16 protein-coding genes are annotated in these 23,274 nt (G+C 71.4%); 9 read left to right on the top strand and 7 right to left on the bottom strand.

Features of this window, described 5'->3' with window-relative positions; translation table 11 throughout:
- The first annotated feature begins 105 nt into the window (after positions 1-105).
- Entirely contained in the window at positions 106-978 is an 873-nt protein-coding gene (locus tag DDJ31_RS32295; RefSeq protein WP_127176878.1) for a LysR substrate-binding domain-containing protein, read from the top strand.
- 20 nt (positions 979-998) lie between these two features.
- Here DDJ31_RS32295 and DDJ31_RS32290 read toward each other — a convergent pair whose 3' ends face one another.
- Positions 999-1,994 (bottom strand): Lrp/AsnC family transcriptional regulator, encoded by a 996-nt coding sequence (locus DDJ31_RS32290; protein ID WP_127176879.1) that lies wholly within the window; start codon positions 1,992-1,994, stop codon positions 999-1,001.
- 118 nt (positions 1,995-2,112) lie between these two features.
- On the opposite strand from DDJ31_RS32290, the gene DDJ31_RS32285 reads away from it, so the two are divergent.
- From DDJ31_RS32285 to DDJ31_RS32270, 4 genes are all read left to right on the top strand, one after another.
- Positions 2,113-3,612 (top strand): MFS transporter, encoded by a 1,500-nt coding sequence (locus DDJ31_RS32285; RefSeq protein WP_127176880.1) that lies wholly within the window; start codon positions 2,113-2,115, stop codon positions 3,610-3,612.
- Between the two features lie 229 nt (positions 3,613-3,841).
- Positions 3,842-5,668, top strand: a complete 1,827-nt coding sequence (locus tag DDJ31_RS32280) for an AMP-dependent synthetase/ligase (protein ID WP_127176881.1) — start codon at positions 3,842-3,844, stop codon at positions 5,666-5,668.
- Between the two features lie 127 nt (positions 5,669-5,795).
- Positions 5,796-6,626 carry an aldo/keto reductase gene (locus tag DDJ31_RS32275; protein WP_127176882.1) on the top strand — a complete coding sequence of 277 codons (831 nt, stop codon included), beginning with the start codon at positions 5,796-5,798 and terminating at the stop codon, positions 6,624-6,626.
- A gap of 180 nt (positions 6,627-6,806) precedes the next feature.
- Entirely contained in the window at positions 6,807-7,502 is a 696-nt protein-coding gene (locus DDJ31_RS32270) for a glycoside hydrolase family 75 protein (RefSeq protein WP_127176883.1), read from the top strand.
- A 39-nt stretch (positions 7,503-7,541) separates the two neighbouring features.
- On the opposite strand, the gene DDJ31_RS32265 is transcribed toward DDJ31_RS32270, so the two are convergent.
- From DDJ31_RS32265 to DDJ31_RS32255, 3 genes are all read right to left on the bottom strand, one after another.
- Complete coding sequence (locus tag DDJ31_RS32265; RefSeq protein WP_127176884.1) at positions 7,542-8,483, bottom strand: class I SAM-dependent methyltransferase; 942 nt, start codon at positions 8,481-8,483, stop codon at positions 7,542-7,544.
- 207 nt (positions 8,484-8,690) lie between these two features.
- Entirely contained in the window at positions 8,691-10,412 is a 1,722-nt protein-coding gene (locus DDJ31_RS32260) for a glycoside hydrolase family 6 protein (RefSeq protein WP_127176885.1), read from the bottom strand.
- 48 nt (positions 10,413-10,460) lie between these two features.
- Positions 10,461-11,942, bottom strand: a complete 1,482-nt coding sequence (locus DDJ31_RS32255) for a cellulase family glycosylhydrolase (RefSeq protein ID WP_127176886.1) — start codon at positions 11,940-11,942, stop codon at positions 10,461-10,463.
- A gap of 270 nt (positions 11,943-12,212) precedes the next feature.
- On the opposite strand from DDJ31_RS32255, the gene DDJ31_RS32250 reads away from it, so the two are divergent.
- Positions 12,213-15,128 (top strand): glycoside hydrolase family 48 protein, encoded by a 2,916-nt coding sequence (locus DDJ31_RS32250; protein WP_127176887.1) that lies wholly within the window; start codon positions 12,213-12,215, stop codon positions 15,126-15,128.
- Between the two features lie 173 nt (positions 15,129-15,301).
- Positions 15,302-17,971, top strand: coding sequence for a cellulose binding domain-containing protein (locus DDJ31_RS32245; RefSeq protein ID WP_127176888.1), 2,670 nt, complete (start codon positions 15,302-15,304; stop codon positions 17,969-17,971).
- A 54-nt stretch (positions 17,972-18,025) separates the two neighbouring features.
- Here DDJ31_RS32245 and DDJ31_RS32240 read toward each other — a convergent pair whose 3' ends face one another.
- From DDJ31_RS32240 to DDJ31_RS32230, 3 genes are all read right to left on the bottom strand, one after another.
- On the bottom strand, positions 18,026-19,924 hold the full coding sequence (locus tag DDJ31_RS32240; protein ID WP_127176889.1) for a rhamnogalacturonan lyase: 1,899 nt from the start codon (positions 19,922-19,924) through the stop codon (positions 18,026-18,028).
- 115 nt (positions 19,925-20,039) lie between these two features.
- Entirely contained in the window at positions 20,040-20,801 is a 762-nt protein-coding gene (locus tag DDJ31_RS32235; RefSeq protein ID WP_127176890.1) for a class I SAM-dependent methyltransferase, read from the bottom strand.
- Between the two features lie 4 nt (positions 20,802-20,805).
- Positions 20,806-21,111: a 4a-hydroxytetrahydrobiopterin dehydratase gene (locus DDJ31_RS32230; protein ID WP_127176891.1), complete on the bottom strand. Its 306-nt coding sequence runs from the start codon at positions 21,109-21,111 to the stop codon at positions 20,806-20,808.
- Between the two features lie 309 nt (positions 21,112-21,420).
- On the opposite strand from DDJ31_RS32230, the gene DDJ31_RS32225 reads away from it, so the two are divergent.
- Positions 21,421-22,275 carry a helix-turn-helix domain-containing protein gene (locus DDJ31_RS32225; RefSeq protein WP_127176893.1) on the top strand — a complete coding sequence of 285 codons (855 nt, stop codon included), beginning with the start codon at positions 21,421-21,423 and terminating at the stop codon, positions 22,273-22,275.
- Positions 22,276-22,396: 121 nt separating this feature from the next.
- Complete coding sequence (locus DDJ31_RS32220; RefSeq protein WP_127176894.1) at positions 22,397-23,260, top strand: helix-turn-helix domain-containing protein; 864 nt, start codon at positions 22,397-22,399, stop codon at positions 23,258-23,260.
- The last annotated feature ends 14 nt before the right edge of the window (positions 23,261-23,274 follow it).

Below are 23,274 nucleotides of genomic sequence, written 5' to 3'. Positions count from 1 at the left end.
GGGCCGAGGCCCCCCGGCCATCGTCCTCCTCCGGTCGTTGATCGGGAATCCGTCATACCGCTCTGACTGTCATCGGTGTTCGTGATGACCGGTTACGGTGTCCCCATGTACGACCCCTCTCACCTGCGGACGTTCCTCGCGGTGGCGCAGACGTTGAGCTTCACGCAGGCCGCGCGGCGGCTCGGGCTGCGGCAGTCGACGGTGAGCCAGCATGTGCGACGGCTGGAGGACGCCACCGGGCGGCAGCTGTTCACCCGGGACACGCACTCCGTGGAGCTGACCGAGGACGGCGAGGCGATGCTCGGGTTCGCGCGCCGGCTCCTTGAGGTGCACGAGCAGGCGACGGCGTTCTTCACCGGGACGCGGCTGCGCGGCAGGCTGCGGTTCGGCGCCTCGGAGGACTTCGTGCTGACCCGGCTGCCGGAGATCCTGGAGGGGTTCAGGCACGACCATCCGGAGGTCGACCTGGAGCTGACGGTCGAGCTGTCGGGGACGCTGCACGAGCAGTTGGCGGCGGGCAAACTGGATCTGGTGCTGGCCAAGTGGCGGGCCGAGGACCCGCGCGGTGAGCTGGTCTGGCACGACGACCTGGTGTGGATCGGCGCGGAGCGGCTGCGGCTCGATCCGGAGAGACCGGTTCCGCTGATCGTCTACCCGCCGCCCGGCATCACCCGCGCCCTCGCCCTCGAAGCCCTGGAACGGCAGGGCCGCGCGTGGCGGATCGCCTGCACGAGCGGCAGCCTCAACGGCCTGATCGCGGCGGCGCGGGCCGGGCTCGGCGTGATGGCGCACTCCCGCGGTCTCGTCCCGCCGGGGCTGGTCCGGGTCCCGGACCGGTTCGGCCTGCCGGAGCTCGGCCGCGTCGACTTCGTCCTGGTGCACGGCCGTCGCCGCGCCGCCGCCCAGGGCGCGGCCGACGCCCTCGCGGAGGCGATCCTGGGCGGCGGCGACCGCCTCCAGCGCAGACGCGGCGACTGAGAGGAATCGGGCTCGAAGCCCTAGTTCGCGGACGCGCCCTGCCGGGTCGTGCGGTAGGTGATCTGTTTGACGCGGCGCAGGAACGGGGTCGCCTCCACGTGCTGGATGCCGGGGAGGGCGCCCAGGGGGCCGCTGAGGTAGGCGTACAGGTCGGCGGTGCTGGCGACGAGGGCCGTGGCGATCAGGTTGGTGGGGCCCGCGGTGGCGGAGACGTGGGCGATCGGGCTGTGCCCGGCCATGGCCTCGCCGACCTCGTGCAGGGCCGCCGGTGTCGTCGTCAGCCACAGGACGGCGGAGATCGGGCGGCCGACGATCTCCGGGTCCCACTCGGCGTCGAGGTAGATCGCGCCGGAGGCGAGCAGGGTGGCGAGGCGGCGTTTGACGGCGGACTCGGAGCGGCCGGTGGCGCGTTGCAGCTCGGGGTAGGTGGCGCGGCCGTCGCGTTGCAGGACGGCGAGCAGCGGCTCGTCCTCGGGGGTGAGGCGGGCGGGTCCCGGGTCGGGCACCGGGTCGGGGCGGAGCGCGGCCGTCTCGTCGGGGGTGAGCGCGTGGAGCTTGCGCAGCCAGCCGGCCGGGCCGCCGTAGAAGCGGTGCAGGAGTTGGTGGGCGCGGATCTCCATCAGGCGCGGGGTGCGCGGCAGTTTGCCGAGGAGCAGGTCGTCGCGGTCGCCCGGGGTGCGCGGCCGGGTGCCGCAGATGATCTCGGTGCCGCCGGAGGCGATGCCGATCCAGCTGGTGTCGGGCCGTTTGGCGAGGGCTTCGGCGATGGTGACGGCGCTGTCGGGGACGCAGCGCAGGCGCAGGGTCCACTCGTCCTGGCCGAGCGCCTCGGCGTCGCGGAGGGCGACGATGCGCAGGCCGCCCTCGGCGCTGAGCCTGCGGTAGCGGCGGGCGACGGTCTGGTCGGAGACGCCGAGCACCGCGCCGAGCCGGCTGAAGGAGGCCCGCCCGTTGGTCTCGAGCCCGGCGAGCAGCCGGCGGTCGAGCTCGTCGAACGTGGTGGATTCCATCCCCATACCGGCAGCTCCCGTCGGATTCCGTCGACCGGCCGCCGGTCTCCCCTGTGATCGGCCGTGTCCCGCCCATCGTACGGAGCCGGCCGGAATCGTCCGGACGAGTGAGGGGAACGAAGGAATGCGTACATGGGGGCCGCTCACCGCGGTCTGTCTCGGCACGTTCATGCTGCTGCTCGACGTGACGATCGCGGTGGTGGCGTTGCCGGACATGGCGAGGTCGCTGCACGCGTCGCTCAGCGACCTCCAGTGGGTGATGGACGGGTACGCGCTGGCGCTGGCCGCGCTGCTGCTCGGGGTGGGCGCGGCGGCCGATGTGCTGGGGCGGCGGCGGGTGCACCTGGTGGGGATCGCGGTGTTCGCGACGGCGTCGCTGCTGTGCGGGGCGGCGAGCGGGCCGGGGATGCTGGTCGCGGCGCGCGGGCTCCAGGGGCTCGGGGCCGCGGCGATGTTCGCGACGACGCTGCCGCTGCTCGGCTCGCTGTACCGGGGGCGGCAGCGGTCGGTGGCGCTCGGGGTGTGGGGTGCGGTGAGCGGCGCCGCCGCGGCGGTCGGTCCCGTGCTGGGCGGGCTGTTGACGGAGGGACCGGGGTGGCGGTGGATCTTCTATGTGAATCTACCGGTGAGCGTGGTGGCGGTGTGGCTGACGGTGCGGGTGGTGCCGGAGTCGCACGGCGCGCGGGAGCGGCGCCTGGACTGGACGGGCACGGTGACGTTCGCGGCCTTCGCCGCCGCGCTGACCTATGGCGCGGTGCGGGCCGGGGCGCACGGCTGGGGCGCGGTCGGCACCCTCGCCACCTTCGCGGTGGCCCTCGCCGCGCTGGCCGCGTTCGTGGCCGTCGAACGGCGGGTGCGTGACCCGCTGCTCGACCCCCGGCTGTTCCTGAAGCCGGCGTTCTCGGGTGTGATGGTGGGCGCGCTCGCCTTCAACGCGGCGGCGTTCAGCCTGATGGCGTACGACTCGATCTGGCTCCAGACGGTGCTCGGGATGAGCCCGGTGCGCGGCGGCCTCGCGTTCGTGTGGATGTCGCTCTCGGCGTTCGTGGTCGCGGCGGTGGGCGGCCGGCTGCTGCACGGGGTGCCCGCCGGGATCACGGTGGGCGGCGGGCTGCTGCTGATCGGCGCGGGGCAGTTCGGCATGACGGGCCTCGACGCCGGTTCGACGGCGTCGGCGCTGGCCCCCGGGCTGATCCTGGTCGGTGTCGGCACCGGTCTGGTGACGCCGGGCATCGCGGGCGCCGCGCTGGCGTCGGTGGAGCCGCAGCGGGCCGGTATGGCGGGCGGCGCGGTGAACACGTTCCGGCAGCTGGGGTACGCGCTGGGCATCGCCGGCTACGGCACCGTCGTCACGCACCGTATGGGCGAGACGTTGCCGCGCGACGCGGCGCACGCGCTCGCGGGCGGGGCGGCGGGGGCGCTGCGCGGGGCCTTCCCCGAGCAGGCGCTGCGGTCGGCGTTCGCCGCCGGTCTGGACACCGCGGCGGTGGTCGCGGGGGTGACGGCGACGGTCGCGGGGGTGCTGGTGATCGCCCTGGTCAGGCCATCCGCGGCGGCTCGCGCGACGGTGTCGGAGCCGGTCGCGGGGCCGGTCGGGGAGGGGGTCGCGGCGCCCCGGGGATGACCGTTCCGAGGGGGTTCGCCGGGTCGTACAGATTCGGTGGAGATTACGGTACCGAAACTTACTCCTCCGTCAGTTTTCTGTCCGACCCTTCCCCTTGTGAGGGTATTTTCCGCCGCCGGCGGGCGGCGGAGCGGGCACCGTCCGCCGTCGCACCCCCTCCCGCGCCCTCCTCGGGTGGGGTAGCTTTCACGGCGCTGTGCGGAGCGTCACCAAAAGGCGGGGAGCGGGTTTGCTCGAGTTCACCAACCCTCCGTTGGCTTCGGCACCGCCGGTGGGCGGCCTGGCCGACGTCGTCTTCGAGCGCGCCCAGGACGATCCGCGGCACATCTCGCTCGGCCGCAAGGACGAGCGCGGCCGTTGGCGGGAGGTCACCGCGGCGGAGTTCCGCGACGAGGTCCTCGCCCTCGCCAAGGGCATGCTGGCCCAGGGCGTCAGGTTCGGCGACCGGGTCGCCATCATGTCCCGCACCCGCTACGAGTGGACCCTCTTCGACTACGCGCTGTGGACGATCGGCGCCCAGGTGGTGCCGGTCTACCCGACCTCGTCGGCCGAGCAGTGCTTCTGGATGCTGTACGACGCGGAGTGCACGGCGGCGATCGTCGAGCACGAGGACCACGCGATGACGATCGCCACCGTCATCGACCGGCTCCCCCGGCTGCGCAGGCTCTGGCAGTTGGACACCGGCGCGGTGCAGGAGCTGTACGACGCCGGCGCGTCCCTGGACGACGAGGTGGTGCACCGGCACCGGCAGGCGGTCACCCCCGACTCCACGGCGACGGTCATCTACACGTCCGGCACCACGGGACGCCCCAAGGGCTGTGTCATCACCCACGGCAGCTTCATGTGGGAGGCGGACACCGTCATCGAGGGGTGGGAGACGGTGTTCCACTCCCGCAAGGGCGACGAGGCGTCGACGCTGCTGTTCCTGCCGCTGGCCCATGTCTTCGGGCGGATGGTTCAGGTCGCGGCGATCCGCGGCGGGGTGCGTTTCGGGCATCAGCCGCAGCTCAACGCGGCGGCCCTGCTGCCCGATCTGGCCGCGTTCCGGCCGACGTTCATCCTCGCCGTGCCGTACATCTTCGAGAAGGTCTACAACTCGGCGCGCAGGAAGGCCGAGAAGGACGGCAAGGCCGGTCCTTTCGAGAGGGCCGTCGACATCGCGGTGAAGTACGCGGACGCGATGGAGGCCAGGGCGTGGGGGCTCGGTCCGGGGCCCTCGGCCGGACTGCGCGTGCAGCACCAGCTGTTCGACAAGCTCGTCTACGCCAAGGTGCGGGCGGCGATGGGCGGCCGGATCCGCAACGCGATGTCGGGCGGCTCCGCGATGGACCGCAGGCTGGGGCTGTTCTTCGCGGGCGCGGGCGTCCAGATCTACGAGGGCTACGGCCTCACCGAGTCGACGGCGGCGGCCACCGCCAACCCGCCCGAGCGCACCCGCTACGGCACGGTCGGCCAGCCCATCCCGGGCGTGACGGTGCACATCGCGGACGACGGGGAGATCTGGCTGAACGGCCCGAACGTCTTCCAGGGCTACCTCAACAACCAGAAGGCCACGGACGGCACCCTGCACGACGGCTGGCTGGCCACCGGCGACCTCGGCTCCCTCGACGAGGACGGCTATCTGACCATCACCGGGCGCAAGAAGGAGATCCTGGTGACGTCGGGCGGCAAGAGCGTGTCGCCCGGTGTCCTGGAGGAGCGGGTCAGGGACCATCCGCTGGTCAACCAGTGCATCGTGGTCGGCAACGACCGCCCCTACATCGCCGCGCTCATCACCCTGGACCACGAGGCGATCGACCACTGGCTGGCGATGCGGGTGAAACCCCGGCTGTCACCGGCCGAGCTGGTGCGGGACGCCGATCTGGAGGCGGAGGTGCGGCGGGCGGTGGTCGCGGCGAACACCCTGGTGTCGCAGGCCGAGTCGATCCGCACCTTCCGCATCCTCGCGCAGCCGTTCACCGAGGAACACGGCCTGCTCACCCCGTCGTTGAAGCTGAAGCGGAAGGCGATCGAGACCGCCTACGCCGCCGAGGTGGACGCCCTCTACCGGGCCTGACGGGGTCGGGTCCCGCCGTGCGGAGTGTCACATCGGCCCAGGCGATTCCGCGGTCAGGAATGCATAACGGCTCGTGATCGTTGACGATGGGAGTGACATCCGTCGACAACCGAAGGATCAAGAGCCCGTGAGCAGCAAGGTCCCCCCGATCACCCTGAACAACGGCGTCGAGATGCCCCAGTTGGGCTTCGGCGTCTGGCAGGTTCCGGACGACGAGGCGGAGCGGGCCGTGGCCACCGCGCTGGAGTCCGGGTACCGCAGCATCGACACCGCGGCGATCTACGGCAACGAGGAGGGCACCGGCCGGGCCATCGCCGCCTCGGGCCTGCCCCGCGAGGACGTCTTCGTCACCACCAAGCTCTGGAACAGCGACCAGGGGTACGACTCGACCCTGCGCGCGTTCGACACCTCCCTGGCCAAGCTCGGTCTCGAGTACGTGGATCTGTACCTGATCCACTGGCCGGCTCCGGACCGGGACAGCTACGTCGACACGTACAAGGCGTTCGAGCGGCTGCACGCCGACGGCCGCGTCCGGGCGATCGGTGTCTCCAACTTCCTTCCGGAGCACCTGAAGCGGCTGCTCGACGAGACGTCGGTGGTGCCCGCCGTCAACCAGATCGAGCTGCACCCGCAGCTCCAGCAGCGGGAGTTGCGGGAACTGCACGCCGAGCACGGCATCGCGACCGAGGACTGGTCGCCGCTCGGTTCGGGCAAGGGCCTCCTGGAGGTCCCGGCGCTGGTGGCCATCGCCCAGAAGCACGAGCGGACGCCGGCCCAGGTGGTGGTGCGCTGGCACCTCCAGGTCGGGAACATCGTGATCCCGAAGTCCGTGACGCCGTCGCGGATCAAGGAGAACATCGACGTCTTCGACTTCAGCCTGGACTCCGAGGACCTCGCGGCGATCAGCGCCCTGGACGAGGGCCGTCGCGTCGGCTCGCACCCGTCGACGGTCAACTGACCGCGCCGCAGGCCGCGTTCACCGAAGGGCCGGCCGTTCCTCGCGGAACGGGCGGCCCTTCGGCGCGCGCGGGGAAGAACCGCCCACAGGGTTGACGCGGACACGTCGACAGGGCCACCGTGGAGACCGCAGGTAAGGAAAGTTTCCTAACAGAAGTCCTCACGGAAGGGTCCCCCCACAGTGCGCATACGGACACTGACCCTCGCCGCGGCCTCCGGGGCCGCGCTGCTCGCCGCCGGAGTGCTCCCGGCCCACGCCACCGGCGCCGGCCGCCCGGCGGCCGTCCAGGAAGGCACCGTCTCCGCGGCCGACCTGCTCGCCAAGGTGACGTCCTGCCAGCAGATCTCGAACGGCAAGTACCGCACCGACGAGGAGACGTCGGCCACCGTCCCGGTCTGCGGCAAGAACGGCGCCGTGTTCTGGAAGGCCGACATGGACATCGACTGCGACGGCCAGCGCACCGCGAAGTGCAGCGAGAGCACCGACCCCTGGTACCAGGACGACACCGCGTTCCACCAGTCCGACGGCAAGCCGCTGCGGGCCGACACCCTGCCGTACGTCGTCGTGCCCAGTTCCAGCGGCATCTGGAACTACGCGAGCGCCGGCGTCAAGGGCGGCGGCGTGGTCGCCGTGATCTACAACAACAAGGTCGAGTACGCCGTCGTCGGCGACACCGGACCCGACCAGATCATCGGCGAGGCCTCCTACGCCACCGCCCAGGCGCTCGGCATCGACCCCGACCCGGAGACCGGCGGCACCGACTCGGGCGTGACGTACATCGTCTTCAAGAACAACCAGGTCTCCCCGATCGAGAGCCACAGCGCCGCCGTCACCCTCGGCGACAAGCTCGCCAAGCAGTTCCTGCAGAACAACTGACGGCGGTACCCGCGGGACGGCGCACCGCGCCCACCGCGGTCAGAGCGCGCGGACCGCGGTGTGCACGGTGTGCGCCGCCAGGACGTACAGGTCCTGGCGGTGGTGCACGCTCGCCTTGTCGTCCGGGTCGAGGAGCCGGTCGAGGGTCGCGGTGTCGGTGGCGTCGAGGTCGGCGCCGAAGATGTCGCGGGCCCTGGAGAGGGACGCGGCGACATGGGCGCGGGCCGCGTCGGAGACCGGCGCGGGCAGGTCGAGCAGGAAGGTGCGGGAGCCCGCGGGCCGCAGCCCGGCGGCGGCCATCATGGCCGGCCAGTCCTCGGCCTCGGCGACGCTGCCGGGCAGGTCGTCGCGCATCCGCCCGAACCAGGTCTGCTCGATGGCGTCCATCCGGGCCTCGAGACCGGCCCGGCCGAAGCCGAGGTCGCGGGGCAGGAACCGGGCCGGGAGGCCGCCCTCCATCACCGCGAGGGTGCCGCCGGGGGCGAGCCGGTCGGCGAAGGCGGCGAGCGCGGCCCGCTGGTCGGCGAGGTGGTGCACGCTGCGGCTGGCCCAGATCAGATCGGCCGGGTACTCCAACCGGTCGAGGGAATCCGGGAGTTCACCGACGATCGTGTCGAAGCGGTCGCCGTGGCCGAGCCGGTCGGCGCGGGCGCGGGCCCGGTCGAGGAGCGGCGCGGAGCCGTCGGCCGCGACGATCCGGGCGCCGGGGAACACCTCGGCGAGCATCCCGGACAGCACACCGGGACCGCTGCCCGCGTCCACCACGAGGCCCGGCGCGCTCTGCTGCTCGGTGAGCCATCCGAGCGCCCGCTCGTAAAGGGGCGCGAACAGCTCAGCCTGGGTCTCCAGCATGGTGGCCATCTCGGCCCAGTCGACGTCGGTGTGGTCGTGGTGATGCCCCGCGGGTGCGCTCCGGGGCCGGTGGCCCTCGTGCGCGCCGTGCGGCTCGTGCGGCTGGTGTGCGTCAGGTCCGTGTGCCATGGGCCGGCCTCTCCTCGGGGATGAGGGCCAGCCTGCACCGGCACACCGTTTCCGTGCCAGCCACGTTGCCGGTACGGCAAAACCTGCGGCAAAAACGACGGCGGAAGCGACGGCAAAAGCAGCGGCACAACCGGCGCCGCAGAAGTACGGCGACGGTCCGCCGGGACCGGCCTGGCTGGCCGGTCCCGGCGGACCGGGTCATCGCGACTACAGCGCCGGGTAGGCGTTCGCCATCAGCTGCTGGAACTGGGCCGAGAACCAGTGTCCTGACAGCGGCGCGTTGGGCAGGGCGCCCGACAGGCTGTTGCCGTTGCGGGCGTTGCCCGTGTACGTCGGGTCGCACATCCGGTCGAAGCCCTTGCCCTCGTCGTTCGAGATGGCGGTGCTGGAGCCGTCGGACTCACCCGGCGGCTTCATCCAGACGTAGGCGTCGATCCCGGTGGCGGGGCTGGCCTTCGGACGCTCACCGAGGCCGGCACCCGACTGGTTGCACCAGTTGCCGATGTGGATGCGGCGGTCGTAGCGGCCGCCGTCGACGTAGGTGTCCACGCTGGTCGAGGCGCCGGGTCCGGCGGGCCGTGCGGAGCCGCCCCAGCCGTTGCGGGAGGTGTCGATCAGCATGCCGATGTCGGACCTGAAGCCGACCGAGATCAGCTGGGTGCGGAACGCCTGCGCGTACGACTGCTCGTCCACGTACCGGTTCCAGTCCACCCACTTGGACTGGCGCACGGTGGTGCCGTTGACGGTGTCGTTGATGGTGAAGTTGTTCTCCTTCAGCGCGCTGTAGTTCGCCGTGTTGGTGATGAAGCCGGCCACGTCGTCGACGGTCGCGCCCTCACTGGTCGCGGCCTGCTTGAACAGGGTCGCGGAGGGGCCGAAGTTGTCGTCCCAGCCGATCCAGCCGTGGTGTCCGGCGTCGATGTAGTTGTAGACGTTCGGGATCGCGCCGAGCTTGTTGAGCGCGTAGCCGACGCCCTTCACGTAGTTGCCGTTGGCCAGCATGGTGTCGCAGGCGGGCGTGGCGGTGGCGCGGCTGCCGGTGTTGGTCACCAGGTTGGGCAGCGAGTCGATCTCGATGGTGGTGACGATCCGCAGCGAGCTGTACTTGCTGTCGGCGAGGATCGCCGCGATCGGGTCGATGAACTGCGTCTTGTACTTGTCGATCTCCCTCGGGCCCAGCTCGCCGTTGGAGGCGAGGGCCGAGCAGTCGCGTCCGGGGAGGTCGTAGACGACCAGCTGGACGACCTCCTCACCGGTGCCCTTCTGGGCCAGGGCCGCGTCGAGGTGCTGGCGCAGGCCCATGCCGCCGTTGACGCCGTTGATCGCGGCGATGCGGTCGAGCCAGACGCCGGTGGGCTGGTTGGAGACGCGGGTGCCGCCCGGTTCGGCGGCGGCCTTCGCCGACCACTCGGGGTTCACGTAGACCTTGGCGCCGGCGTAGGGGTTGTCGACCTTCCCGGACGGGGTGCCCGGGTCGGTCGGGTCCGTCGGGTCGGTGGGACCACCGCCGCCGTCGACGTTGCAGGTGACGCCGTCCAGCTTGAATGTGGTCGGCGTCGCGTTGGTGCCGCTGTACGAGGCGTTGAAGCCGAAGCTGACCGAACCGCCGGTCGCCAGCGTGCCGTTGTAGCTCTCGTTGGCGGCGGTGACGGCCGTCCCGCTCTGGGTGATCTTGGAGCTCCAGAAGCTGGTGACCTTCTGGTTGCCTGCGTACGCCCAGGACGCCGACCAACTGCTCTTGGCGGCACTGTTGTTGGTGATGGTCACACTGGCGGTGAAGCCGCTGTCCCACTGGTTCTGCACCTTGTAGTCCACGGTGCAGGCGGCGGCGGTGATCCCGGCGTCACCGGGGACGACGGCGGCTGCCGTCCCGGTGGCCCCGGCGACCAGCGCCAGGGCGGCGAGTATCGCTGTTCTCGTACGGCTCATGAGTGCGGGTTCCCTAATCCGTTGCGGGTGGTTGTCCGTTGCGGTCGGTTATCCGTTCAGGGCGCGCAGATGGTCACGCAGCCCCACGCCGTACGACGTGGGAGTCCCGTCGTAGGCGGAGATGAGCGAGGGACCCGAGGAGCAGTCCCAGGTGTTCCAGGTCCAGCCCAGATAGGACAGGCCCCGGTCGTCGAACCACTTCATGACCTGGTCGACGAAGGCGTGCGTGCAGGTGTTCTCACCGATCTCACCGGCCACCAGCGGCACCTGGGCCGCGACCGGGGCCAGCGTGCTGGTCCAACAGCTTGCGCTCGCGCAGGTGTTGAAGTTGTACACGTGGAACGCGGCGGCGAGATTGCCGGTCGGGTCGGTGGGCTTGTGGGCCAGCCACTGGCTGAGGTCGTTGGAGTAGGCGAGGCCGCCGGCCAGGACGAGGTTCTTGGCGCCGGTGCCGCGCACCGCGTTCACCAGCTCCTGCATGCCGGCCACCGGGTAGGAGATGCCGGGGCAGGTGCCGCCGTCTAGCCAGCACTGCCACGCCTGGGCGGTCGTGCTGGTCGCGCGGTCCGGGTAGGGCTCGTTGAACAGGTCGAAGGCGACGGCCTGGTCGGCTTTGAAGGTGTTGGCGACCGACGTCCAGAAGGACGGCGCGTACTGCCGGTCGGGCATCGGCTTCTGGCAGGTGGCGTGCACGTCGGAGCAGCCCGCCGAGTTGCCGGTGTACTGGCCGTAGGTCCAGTGCAGTTCGACGACCGGCGTCATGCCGTGCGCCTCGACGCGGGCCACCAGGGCCTTGACCGCGTTGATGTAGTTGGCGCCGGCGTACTCCGGCTTGATGTTGGAAAGGCCCAGCCAGCACTCCTCGTTGAGCGGGATCCGGACGGTGTTGACCTTCCAGTCGGCGATCGCCTTGACGGCCGCGTCGTCCACCGGGCCGTCCCAGATGCCGTACCCCTGCACGCACATGAACTCGCCGCCGGAGCGGTTCACGCCGAGCAGCCGCCGGTCGGCTCCGCCCGCGTCCACGATTCTGTTGCCTGACACGTGCAGGGCGGGCGCCGTCCCCGGGTCGGTCGGGGGTGTCGTCGGGTCGGTCGGCGGGGTCGTCGGGTCCGTGTCGACGTTGCAGGTGGTGCCGTTGAGCTTGAAGGCGGCCGGTACCGCGTTGCTCCCCGAGGAGGTGGCGAGGAACCCGGCGCTGACGCTCGCCCCGGTGCCCAGTGAGCCGTTCCAGCTCTCACTGGCCGCGGTGACCGCCGTGCCGGACTGGGACCAGGTCGCGTTCCAGCCCTGACTGACCTTCTGACCGCCGGCGAAGTCGAAGGAGAGTCTCCAACTGCTGACGGCCGCGCTGTTGTTCGTGATCCTCACGGCGCCCTGGAAGCCGGTGTCCCACTGGCTGGTGACGGAGTACTCCACCGTGCACGCGGGGGTGGCTCCCTGCGCCGTGACCGCCGGGACGACCGCGGTGGCCACCAGGCCCACGGCCGCCCCGACGGCTAAAAGTACTGAACGCGGGGGGTGTCGCATGAGCGACTCCTTGCAGCTCAGGCGCGTCGTGACGGACGCGTCGACTGATGGAACCGCTCCCACTGGTTCCATGAAGTTAGCGCCAAGTGACGGCAAAGGACAGGGGAGGTGCTGACTTTTGCTCAACGGAACCCGTCGAATCTTTTCGACTCTTCAAGCACCTTGACCGCTTCGGGCCCCGTCTTCACTATGGGAGCGCTCCCACTGGTTCAAGGCTTGTTGCTGCTCGACCCCCACCCCCCTTTCGGAGCCGCAAGGAGGAACCAGCACATGCACCCCAGCAGGAGACGCCGCACCCGCCGGCGACTGTGGACAGCAGTCGTCGCCGCTCTGGCCCTTCCCCTCACCATGCTCGGCACCGGTACGACTCCCGCGCAGGCGGCGGCACTTCAGTGCAGCGTCGACTACAAGACGAACGACTGGGGCTCCGGTTTCACCGCGGATCTGACGCTCACCAACCGCGGCACCGACGCCATCAACGGCTGGACGCTCACGTACTCCTACGCGGGCAACCAGAAGCTGACCAGCGGCTGGAACGGGACCTGGTCCCAGTCCGGCCAGTCGGTCACCGTGCAGAACGCCTCCTACAACGCGACGGTCGCGGCCGGCGCCGCCGTCTCGACGGGTGCGCAGTTCACCTACAGCGGCAGCAACGCCGCGCCGGCCTCGTTCGCGGTCAACGGCACCACCTGCGCGGGCGCCCACCAGCCGCCGCTGACGGTGCTGACCAGCCCGACGGCCGGCGCGACCTACTCGCAGGGCCAGGCGGTCCCGCTCGCGGCCACCGCGGCAGCGGCCGACAACGCCACCATCAGCAAGGTCGAGTTCTACGACGACACGACGCTGCTCGGCACCGACACCACCTCGCCCTACACGTTCTCCGCCACTGGCTTGACCGTGGGCAGTCATTCTCTGGTGGCGAAGGCGTACGACAGCCTGGGCGCGTCCGCCTCCTCCACGCCGGTCGGCATCACCGTGGCCTCCGGGCCCGCGCTGGTCGCCTCACCGACCCAACTCGGCGTCCAGCAGGGGAAGACGGGCACCTTCGGGCTGACGCTGTCCTCGCAGCCGAGCGCCAACGTCACGGTGAGCACCGCCCGCACGGCCGGCAACACGGGCCTCTCCGTGACCGGCGGCGGCTCGCTCACCTTCACCCCGGCGAACTGGAGCACCCCGCAGAACGTGACGGTCACGGCCGACGCCGCGGGCACCGGCACCGCCACCTTCACGGCGACGGCGACCGGCTACTCGGCGGCCGCGGTCACGGTCACCGAGCTGGCCGCGTCGAAGACGTACGACGCCCGGTTCCTCGACCTGTACGGCAAGATCACCAACCCGGCGAACGGCTACTTCTCACCCGAGGGCATCCCCTACCACTCGGTGGAGACGCTGATCGTCGAGGCGCCCGACCAGGGCCATGAGACGACGTCGGAGGCGTACAGCTACCTGCTGTGGCTCCAGGCCATGTACGGCAAGGTCACCGGCGACTGGAGCAAGTTCAACGGGGCGTGGGGCCTGATGGAGAAGTACATGATCCCCACCCACGCCGACCAGCCGACGAACTCCTTCTACACCGCGTCGAAACCGGCCACCTACGCGCCCGAGCTCGACACCCCGAACGAGTACCCGGCCAAGCTCGACCCGTCGGTCTCGGTCGGCACCGACCCGATCGCGGGCGAGCTGAAGTCGGCGTACGGCACGGACGACATCTACGGGATGCACTGGCTCCAGGACGTCGACAACACCTACGGCTACGGCGACGAGCCCGGCAAGTGCGAGGCCGGACCCACCGCCACCGGACCCTCGTACATCAACACCTTCCAGCGCGGCGCGCAGGAGTCGGTGTGGGAGACGGTGCCGCAGCCGACCTGTGACTCCTTCAAGTACGGCGGCAAGAACGGGTACTTGGACCTGTTCACGGGCGACTCGTCGTACGCCAAGCAGTGGAAGTACACCAACGCGCCGGACGCCGACGCCCGCGCGGTGCAGGCCGCCTACTGGGCGGACGTGTGGGCGAAGGCCCAGGGCAAGGGGAGCGACGTCTCCGCGACCGTCGGCAAGGCCGCGAAGATGGGCGACTACCTGCGCTACGCGATGTACGACAAGTACTTCAAGAAGATAGGCAATTGCGTCGGTCCGACGACCTGCCCGGCCGGCACCGGCAAGGACGCCTCGGACTATCTGCTGTCCTGGTACTACGCCTGGGGCGGCGCGACCGACACCAGCGCGGGCTGGGCCTGGCGGATCGGCTCCAGCCATGTGCACGGCGGCTACCAGAACCCGCTGGCCGCCTACGCCCTCAGCTCGTACGCCGACCTCAAGCCCAAGTCGACGACGGGCGCGGCCGACTGGGGCACCTCGCTGACCCGCCAACTGGAGTTCTACCGCTGGCTCCAGTCGAACGAGGGCGCCATCGCCGGCGGCGCGACCAACAGCTGGGCGGGCCGCTACGCGACCCCGCCGGCCGGGACGTCGACGTTCTACGGCATGTACTACGACCAGCAGCCCGTCTACCACGACCCGCCGTCCAACCAGTGGTTCGGCTTCCAGGCGTGGTCGATGGAGCGGGTCGCCGAGTACTACCAGCAGACCGGGAACGCCGCCGCCAAGACGGTGCTCGACAAGTGGGTCTCCTGGGCGCTGTCCAAGACCACGATCAACCCGGACGGCACCTTCAGGATCCCCTCCACCCTCCAGTGGTCGGGCCAGCCCGACACCTGGAACGCGTCGAGCCCCGGCGCCAACAGCGGGCTGCACGTGACCGTCGCCGACTACACCGACGACGTCGGGGTGGCCGCCGCGTACGCCAAGACCCTGACCTACTACGCGGCCAAGTCCGGCAACGCACAGGCGAAGACGACCGCCAAGGCGCTGCTCGACGGCATGTGGAACCACGACCAGGACAGCCTCGGCATCGCTGTCCCGGAGACCCGCACCGACTACAGCCGCTTCAACGACAGCGTGTACGTCCCGAGCGGCTGGACCGGCACCATGCCGAACGGCGAGGCGATCAACTCGTCGTCGACGTTCTCCTCGCTCCGCTCCTTCTACAAGAACGACCCGGCCTGGTCGAAGATCCAGAGTTACCTCGCGGGCGGAGCGGCGCCCGTCTTCACGTACCACCGCTTCTGGGCCCAGGCGGACATCGCCCTGGCCATGGGCTCGTACGCGGAGCTTCTCGAATAAACCCCGCCGGGCGCGTCACGGGGACCGTGCCCGCGGTCCCCGTGGCCCGCTCGAAAGCTCCGCGTGCGCGGCCCCGTCACCGGACGACGGGGCCATCCGCCGGGCGGTCCCCACCCGCACTGGGGGCCGCCCGGCATCGCGTTTCCCCCCTCGAACGAGGAAGGACCCGTACCGTGCGAAGAACCCGCATTCTCACGGCGGTGCTGGCGCTCGCGGCCGGTCTGCTGGCCGGTACCCCGCCCGCGCTCGCGGCCGAGAGCCCCGCCCCCACGGCGCTCGCGGCCGACACGTACACCTGGAAGAACGCCCGGATCGACGGGGGCGGATTCGTCCCCGGGATCGTCTTCAACCGCACGGAGAAGAACCTCGCCTACGCGCGCACCGACATCGGCGGCGCCTACCGGTGGCAGGAGGCGACGAAGACCTGGACGCCGCTGCTCGACTCGGTGGGGTGGGCCGACTGGGGGCACACCGGGGTGGTGAGTCTGGCCTCCGACCCGGTGGCGCCCGACAAGGTGTACGCGGCGGTCGGCACGTACACCAACAGCTGGGACCCCACCAACGGGGCCGTGCTGCGCTCCTCGAACCGGGGCGCGAGCTGGCAGAAGACGGACCTGCCGTTCAAGCTGGGCGGCAACATGCCGGGCCGGGGCATGGGCGAGCGGCTGGCCGTCGACCCGAACAAGGACAGCGTGCTGTACCTGGGGGCGCCCAGCGGCAAGGGCCTGTGGCGTTCGACGGACTCCGGGGTCACCTGGTCGCAGGTGACGAACTTCCCCAACGTCGGTACCTACGTGCAGGATCCGAGCGACACCAGCGGCTACGCCTCCGACAACCAGGGCATCGTCTGGGTCACCTTCGACGAGTCCACCGGCACCTCGGGCAACGCCACGAGGACGGTGTACGTCGGGGTCGCCGACACCGCGAACTCCGTGTACCGCTCGACGGACGCGGGCGCGACCTGGAGCCGGGTGGCGGGACAGCCCACCGGATACCTCGCCCACAAGGGCGTCCTCGACGCGAAAAACGGCTACCTGTACCTCGCCTACAGCGACAAGGGCGGCCCGTACGACGGCGGCAAGGGCCAGGTCTGGCGGTACGCGACGGCGAGCGGGAGCTGGACGAACATCAGCCCGGTCGCGGAGGCGGACACCTACTACGGCTTCAGCGGCCTGACCGTGGACCGGCAGCATCCGGGCACGGTGATGGCGACGGCGTACAGCTCCTGGTGGCCGGAGACCCAGATCTTCCGCTCCACGGACAGCGGTTCCACCTGGACGAAGGCGTGGGACTACACGTCGTACCCGAACCGGTCCAACCGCTACACGATGGACGTGTCGTCGTCCCCGTGGCTGACCTTCGGCGCGAACCCGCAGCCGCCCGAACAGACCCCGAAACTGGGGTGGATGACGGAGTCCCTGGAGATCGACCCGTTCAACTCGGACCGCATGATGTACGGCACGGGCGCCACGCTGTACGGCACCGAGAACCTCACCAAGTGGGACAGCGGGGGCACCTTCACGGTGAAGCCGATGGTGCAGGGCCTGGAGGAGACGGCGGTCAACGACCTGGCGTCGCCGCCGTCCGGCGCCCCACTGCTCAGCGCCCTCGGGGACATCGGCGGCTTCCGGCACACGGACCTCACCAAGGTCCCCTCGATGATGTTCACCTCCCCCACCTTCACCTCGACGACCAGCCTGGACTTCGCCGAGTCCAACCCCAGCACCGTCGTGCGGACCGGTGACCTCGACTCCGGTCCGCACATCGCCTTCTCGACGGACAACGGCGCCAACTGGTTCGCGGGCAGCGACCCTTCGGGCGTCAGCGGCGGCGGCACGGTGGCCGCCGCGGCGGACGGCGGCCGGTTCGTCTGGAGCCCGGCCGGCACCGGGGTGCAGTACACGACCGGCTTCGGCTCCTCCTGGTCGGCGTCCTCCGGTATTCCGGCGGGCGCGGTCGTGGAGGCCGACCGGGTCGACGCGAAGACCTTCTACGGCTTCAAGTCGGGCAAGTTCTACGTCAGTTCGGACGGCGGCGCGACCTTCACCGCCTCCGCCGCGACCGGGCTGCCCGCCGGGGACAGCGTGCGCTTCAAGGCGCTGCCCGGCACCAAGGGCGACGTCTGGCTGGCCGGCGGGGCGAGCGACGGCGCGTACGGCCTCTGGCACTCGACCGACGGCGGCGCGAGCTTCACCAAGCTGTCGGGCGTCGAGCAGGCCGACACCATCGGCTTCGGCAAGGCGGCCACCGGCGCCTCCTACCAGACGCTGTTCACCAGCGCGAAGATCGGCGGGGTCCGGGGCATCTTCCGGTCCACCGACAAGGGCGCGACCTGGACCCGGATCAACGACGACGCCCACCAGTGGGGGTGGACCGGCGGCGCGATCACCGGGGACCCGCGGGTCTACGGCCGGGTGTACGTGTCGACCAACGGCCGGGGCGTGGTCTACGGCGACACGTCGGACACCGGCGGCGGAGGCGGCGGGGGCGACGGCGGCGGAGGCACCGACCCGACGCCGACCGGCGCCTGCGCGGTGACCTACAAGATCACCAACCAGTGGGCGGACGGCTTCCAGGCCGATGTGCAGCTCTCCAACACCGGTACCTCGGCGTGGAGTTCGTGGTCGCTCGGCTGGTCCTTCACGAACGGCCAGCGGATCAGCAGCCTGTGGAACGCCGACTTCACCCAGTCGGGCACGGCGGTGACGGCGAAGAACGTGGCGTGGAACGCGAACGTGGCCGCGGGCTCCTCGGTGGCCTTCGGGTTCACGGGCAGTTGGTCGGGCACCAACGCGAGACCGGCGTCGTTCACACTCGGCGGCCAGACCTGCGCGGTCGGCTGAACGGGGAGGGCGCGTACCGGAGTCCGGTACGCGCCCTCGTCGTCCGCGCGGGTGCTACGGCGTGTACACCGTGGGCCGCGGGGCGGTGGCCATCCCGTCCCCGATGAAGAAACTCGGGTGCGGCGGCTGGTTGTAGGCGGTGTTCTGCCACGCCAGGGCCGTGCGGTAGGTCGTGTCGTGCAGGAGCGTGGTGATGCGGGTGCCGGTCTCGTACGGCGTGGAGTAGATCCGCAGGGCCGTGTTGTCGGTCGTCGGCCAGACGACCTCCTCGCGCCAGTCGCCGAGGATGTCCCCGGAGAGCGACGGCGTCGCCTTGGTGCCGTTGTTGGAGTGGACGCCCGAGCCGGTCAGCAGCCGGGTGTCGGCCGAGGTGCCGTACTTGTCGATGTGGGTGGCGTCCAGGAGTTCGCGGACGGTGTCACCGTCCCACCAGGAGAGGAAGTTGGTGCTGGACGGCTTGCGGGAGGCGACCACCGTGCCCTTGGGGTTGCGGACCCCGCTGTCGGCCGACGACCACGACTCGGCGCCGGCGCTGCCCGCCCAGATGTCCCCGGCGACGCCCCGGCCGTTGTCGCCATTGGCGGGCGTGGACCAGACGACCGCGCCGGTGCGGGCGTCGGCCAGGTAGGACGCGGGCTTGGAGCTGTCCTCGTCGACCTTGAACACCTCGAGCCCGGCCCGTGCCGGGTCGAGGTCGCCGACGTGCATCGCGTCGCCGTGGCCGTTCTTGGTGGTCCACAGCGCGTTGCCGTTGTCGTCGACGGCCATCGCGCCGTACACGATCTCGTCCTTGCCGTCGGCGTCGACGTCCGCGACGGCCAGTTGGTGGTTGCCCTGGCCGTCGTACCCCTTGCCGGTGTTGGTCGAGGAGTTGGTGTCGAAGGTCCAGCGGCGGGTGAAGGCGCCGCCGCGCCAGTCCCAGGCCGCGATGACGGTCCTGGTGTAGTAGCCGCGCGCCATGACGAGCGACGGGCGGGCGCCGTCGAGGTAGGCGGTGCCGGCCAGGAAGCGGTCCACGCGGTTGCCGTAGGAGTCGCCCCACGACGACACCGTGCCGCGCGCGGGGACGTAGTCGACGGTGCCCATCGCCTTGCCCGTCTGCCCGTTGAACATGGTCAGGTACTCGGGTCCGGACAGCACGTAGCCGCTGGAGTTGCGGTAGTCGGCGGAGGCGTTGCCGATCACCGCGCCGGTGCCGTCGACGCTCGCGTCGGCGGTCTTCATGGCGACCTCGGCCTTGCCGTCGCCGTCGTAGTCGTACACCTGGAACTGCGTGTAGTGGGCGCCCGAGCGGATGTTGCGGCCCAGGTCGATCCGCCAGAGCCGGGTGCCGTCGAGCTTGACGCCGTCGACGACGGTGTTGCCGGTGTAGCCGGACTGGGAGTTGTCCTTGGCGTTGGTGGGCTGCCACTTGAGGACGAACTCCAGTTGGCCGTCCCCGTCGAGGTCGCCCACCGAGGCGTCGTTCGCCTCGTAGGTGTAGGCCACCCCGTCGGGCGTGGTGCCGCCGGCCGGCGGGCTGATCGGCACGTCCTTGTAGCCGGTGCGGAACTGGATCGCGTGTACGGAGTCGCCCTGTTCGACGCCGCCCACGACGGCGCGGACCGTGTAGTCGGCCGAGTTGGGCGCTCCGGAGTGGAAGTAGTTGGTCGAGCCGGTGATCGGGGTCGCGTTGACCTTCGTGCCGGCCCGGTAGACGTTGAAGGAGACGGCGTCGGGGTCGGTGCCGAGCCAGCGCCAGCTGATCAGGTTGCCGCTGTCGGTGTGGACGCTGACGACACCCCGGTCGAGGGCCTCGACCTGCCGTGCGGTGGCGGCCTCGGCGGTGCCGGTGCCGAGGGCGGTGAGCCCGGCGGCCACCAGGGCCGTCGCCGCGGTCAGGGCGGACAGGGCGGCGCGGCGCCTGCGGGGCGGACGGGCGTGCGGGTACGCGTGCGGATGCGGGTGCTGCACGGGACGGACCTCCAGAGAGGACGGACGGATTCCGCCTCTCGGTCGCCGCCGTGGCCGGGTGCGTTGCCGCGATTTCCAGCCACGTCGCGGCGACGGTCCCGGGGGCGCGCCGGGGTCAGGGCCGCCGCTCGGTCCGGGGCTGCTTCCGGAACGCCCGCAGAATGAACTCCGGGTCGGGGCGCGGCCGTTCCTGGTCGGGGAGGGCGGCGAGCCGGGCCGCGAACGGCTCCGCCGCCGGGTCGCCGGGCGGGAGCGTGGTGAACCAGCCGCGCCGCAGGTCGGCGACCGTGCGGCGGGGGCTGCGGCCCTGTCCTCGGCCGGTGAAACGCGTCTGCCCGGCCGGCTGGAGCAGATGGGCGAGCGCGTGCTCCTCGACGAGCGCCGCCGCGTCCGTGGCCGGCCTGCGCGGCCGGGACGCGAGGACGGCGTCGATGTCGCTGCCGACGTCGTGCGAGGCGGCCTTGTCGACGGTGGTGACGTACACCCCGCCGGGCCGCAGCACCCGGGCGCACTCGGCGATCACCGCCGACATCTCGGCGGGCCCCGCGAGCAGGTGCAGCAGCCAGACGCTGGTGACCGCGTCGAAGACGGCGTCGGGAAAGGGCAGCGCCCTGCTGTCGCCGCGGACGACGGCGCCGGGCAGCCGGGCGGCCGCCCTGCGGGCCATGCCGTCCGTCAGGTCCACGCCGGTCACCCGCAGCGCGGGCCTGGCCGCGGCGAGCCGCCGGGTGACGATGCCGGTGCCGCACGCCACGTCGAGGAGGCGCCCGGCCCGCTCGGGGACCAGGCTCAGCACGGCGTCGGCGGCGGCGGAGGCCCGGGGTTCACCACCCCGGAGGGTGTCGTACGCGATGGCTTCCTCGTCGTAGTCGAGCACCCGGTCACGTCGCCCCGTGGCCGGACGCGAGCGCCTCCACGCGGCGGGCGAGCGCGATGTCCGCCTCGGTGACGGCGTCGCCCGCGCTGTGCGTGTTCACCGCGAGGGTGACGGTCCGGTAGCCGAGGGTGAGGTCGGAGTGGTGGTCAAGCTCGTCCTGGACGCGGGCGATGTCGCCGACCAGCGCGGCCGCCGCGAGGTGGCTGCCCAGGTCGTAGGCGCGGGTCAGCCGGTCCCCTTCGACGGACCAGCCGGGCAGCTCGGCCAGCCGGGCGTCGACCTCCTGCCGCGACAGGGCCTTGAGGGGCATGAGCCTCGCTCCTTCCCGAGCGACGGGGTGCCTCCTCCCAGCGTGCCACAGGAGCAGACACCCGGCCCAGACCGCCCGGGGCACGGCCGGGCCCCCTGCCACATCCCGCGCACCGCCGAACGGCCGCGCCCGCTGCTCGCGATCACGCGATCACGCGGTCACGCGGTCACGCGGTCACGCGGTCACGCGGTCACGCGGTCACGCGGTCACGCGGTCACGCGGTCACGCGGAACGGGTCGCCACCCCGCGCCGTCACGCCGAACGGCCGCACCCGTTCCCCTCGCAGGCCCGTCCGTTACCGTCGAGCCCATGACCGCAGTCGTGCCGAAAGACGCCTCCCCCGCTCCCCTCGCCGTCGTGCCGTCGGAACCGGGGCCGGGTGTGGGGCCGCTGCTGCGGGGCTGGCGGCGGCTTCGGCGGGTCAGCCAGCTGGAGTTGGCGCTGCGCGCGGAGTCGTCCGCGCGGCACATCAGCTTCGTCGAGACGGGCCGCTCCCGGCCGAGCGCGGAGATGGTGCTGCGGCTCGCCGACCACCTCGACGTGCCGGTCCGTGAGCGCAACGCCCTTCTCCTCGCCGCCGGTTACGCCCCGCGCTACCCGCAGACCCCGCTCGACGACCCGGCGCTCGGCGCGCTGCGCGACGGGCTGGAGCGGTTGATCCGGTGCTACGAGCCCTACCCGGCGCTGGTGGTCGACGCCTCCTACGACGTGGTCGCCGCCAACGGGGCCATCGCCGCGCTGCTCACCGGAGTTGCCGAGCACCTCCTCCAACCGCCTCTGAACACCATGCGGTTGACCCTGCACCCGGAGGGCCTCGCGCCGCGCATCCGCAACCTCGACGAGTGGCGCGGGCATCTCCTCGACCAGATGCGCCGCCAGATCGCGCTGTCCCGCTCCGAGCCGCTGCGCGCGCTGTACGACGAGGTCCGCGCCTACCCCGCTCCCCCGTCCGAGCCGGCCGGTCCCGCGCCCGAACCGCCGTCGCCCGCGGCGCGGTTCGCGCTGCCGATGCGGATCGAGCACGCGGGCCGGGTGCTGTCGTTCGTGTCGTCGATCTCGACCTTCAACACCCCGATGGACGTGACGGTCGCCGAACTCGCCGTCGAGACGCTGCTGCCCGCCGACCGGGAGACCGCCGCCTTCCTCCAGGGACTGCCGTGGTGACCGGGATCGGGGCGGATGCGCGCGCGGACGTGGCGTTCGCCTCACCGGGGCCACGGTGAGACCGGCGGCGGAACATGACACACTGCTTCGCGCATACTTCGGCGCGTAGGGGAGGCGTGACGTGAGTGAGCGGCGTCCCGCGCCCACCGTTGGGCAGGTGGTGCTCGGCAAGCGGCTTCAGGAGCTGCGGGAGGCGGCCGGCCTCAAGCGTGAGGAGGCGGCCAAGGTCCTGCGGGTGGCTCCGGCGACCGTACGGCGGATGGAGATGGCCGAGGTCGCGCTGAAGATCCCGTACGTGCAGGTGCTGCTGACCACGTACGGCGTCCCCGACGACGAGGCGGCCGACTTCGTCGCGCTGGCCGAGGACGCGAACCAGCCGGGCTGGTGGCAGCGGTTCCACGACGTGCTGCCTGACTGGTTCAGCCTGTACGTCAGCCTGGAGGGCGCCGCCCGGATCATCCGCTCCTACGAGCCGCACTTCGTGCCGGGACTGCTCCAGACCGAGGAGTACGCGCGCGCCGTGATGGAGACCGGCACGGTCGGCCAGACCGGCGCCGAGGCCCTGGAACGCCATGTGACGCTGCGCATGACCCGGCAGCGGCTGCTGGACCGCGCGGACCCGCCCCACCTGTGGGTGATCATGGACGAGACGGTGCTGAAGCGGCCGGTGAGCATCCGCGGCGAGGTGATGCGCGACCAGTTGGACAAGCTGCTCGACCTGGCCGAGCGGGACCGGATAACGATCCAGGTCGCCGAGTTCGCGGACGGCCCGCACCCGGGCACGTACGCGCCGTTCACCCTGTTCCGGTTCGCCGAGCCCGAACTGCCCGACATGGTGTTCACCGAGTACCTGACCGGCGCCCTCTACCTCGACTCGCGGGACGAGGTCTCCGCGCACCTGGAGGTGCTCGACCACATGACGGCTCGGGCCGCCTCGGCCCAGCGCACCCGGAAGATCCTGCGCGAGTACCGCGAGAACTTCTGAGACCGGGCCCCCTC

Origin of the sequence: Streptomyces griseoviridis, assembly GCF_005222485.1 — a bacterium.
GTDB classification, from domain to species: domain Bacteria; phylum Actinomycetota; class Actinomycetes; order Streptomycetales; family Streptomycetaceae; genus Streptomyces; species Streptomyces hintoniae.
Note: the sequence above shows the minus strand (reverse complement) of the source record. Positions and strands in the feature narration are given on the sequence as shown.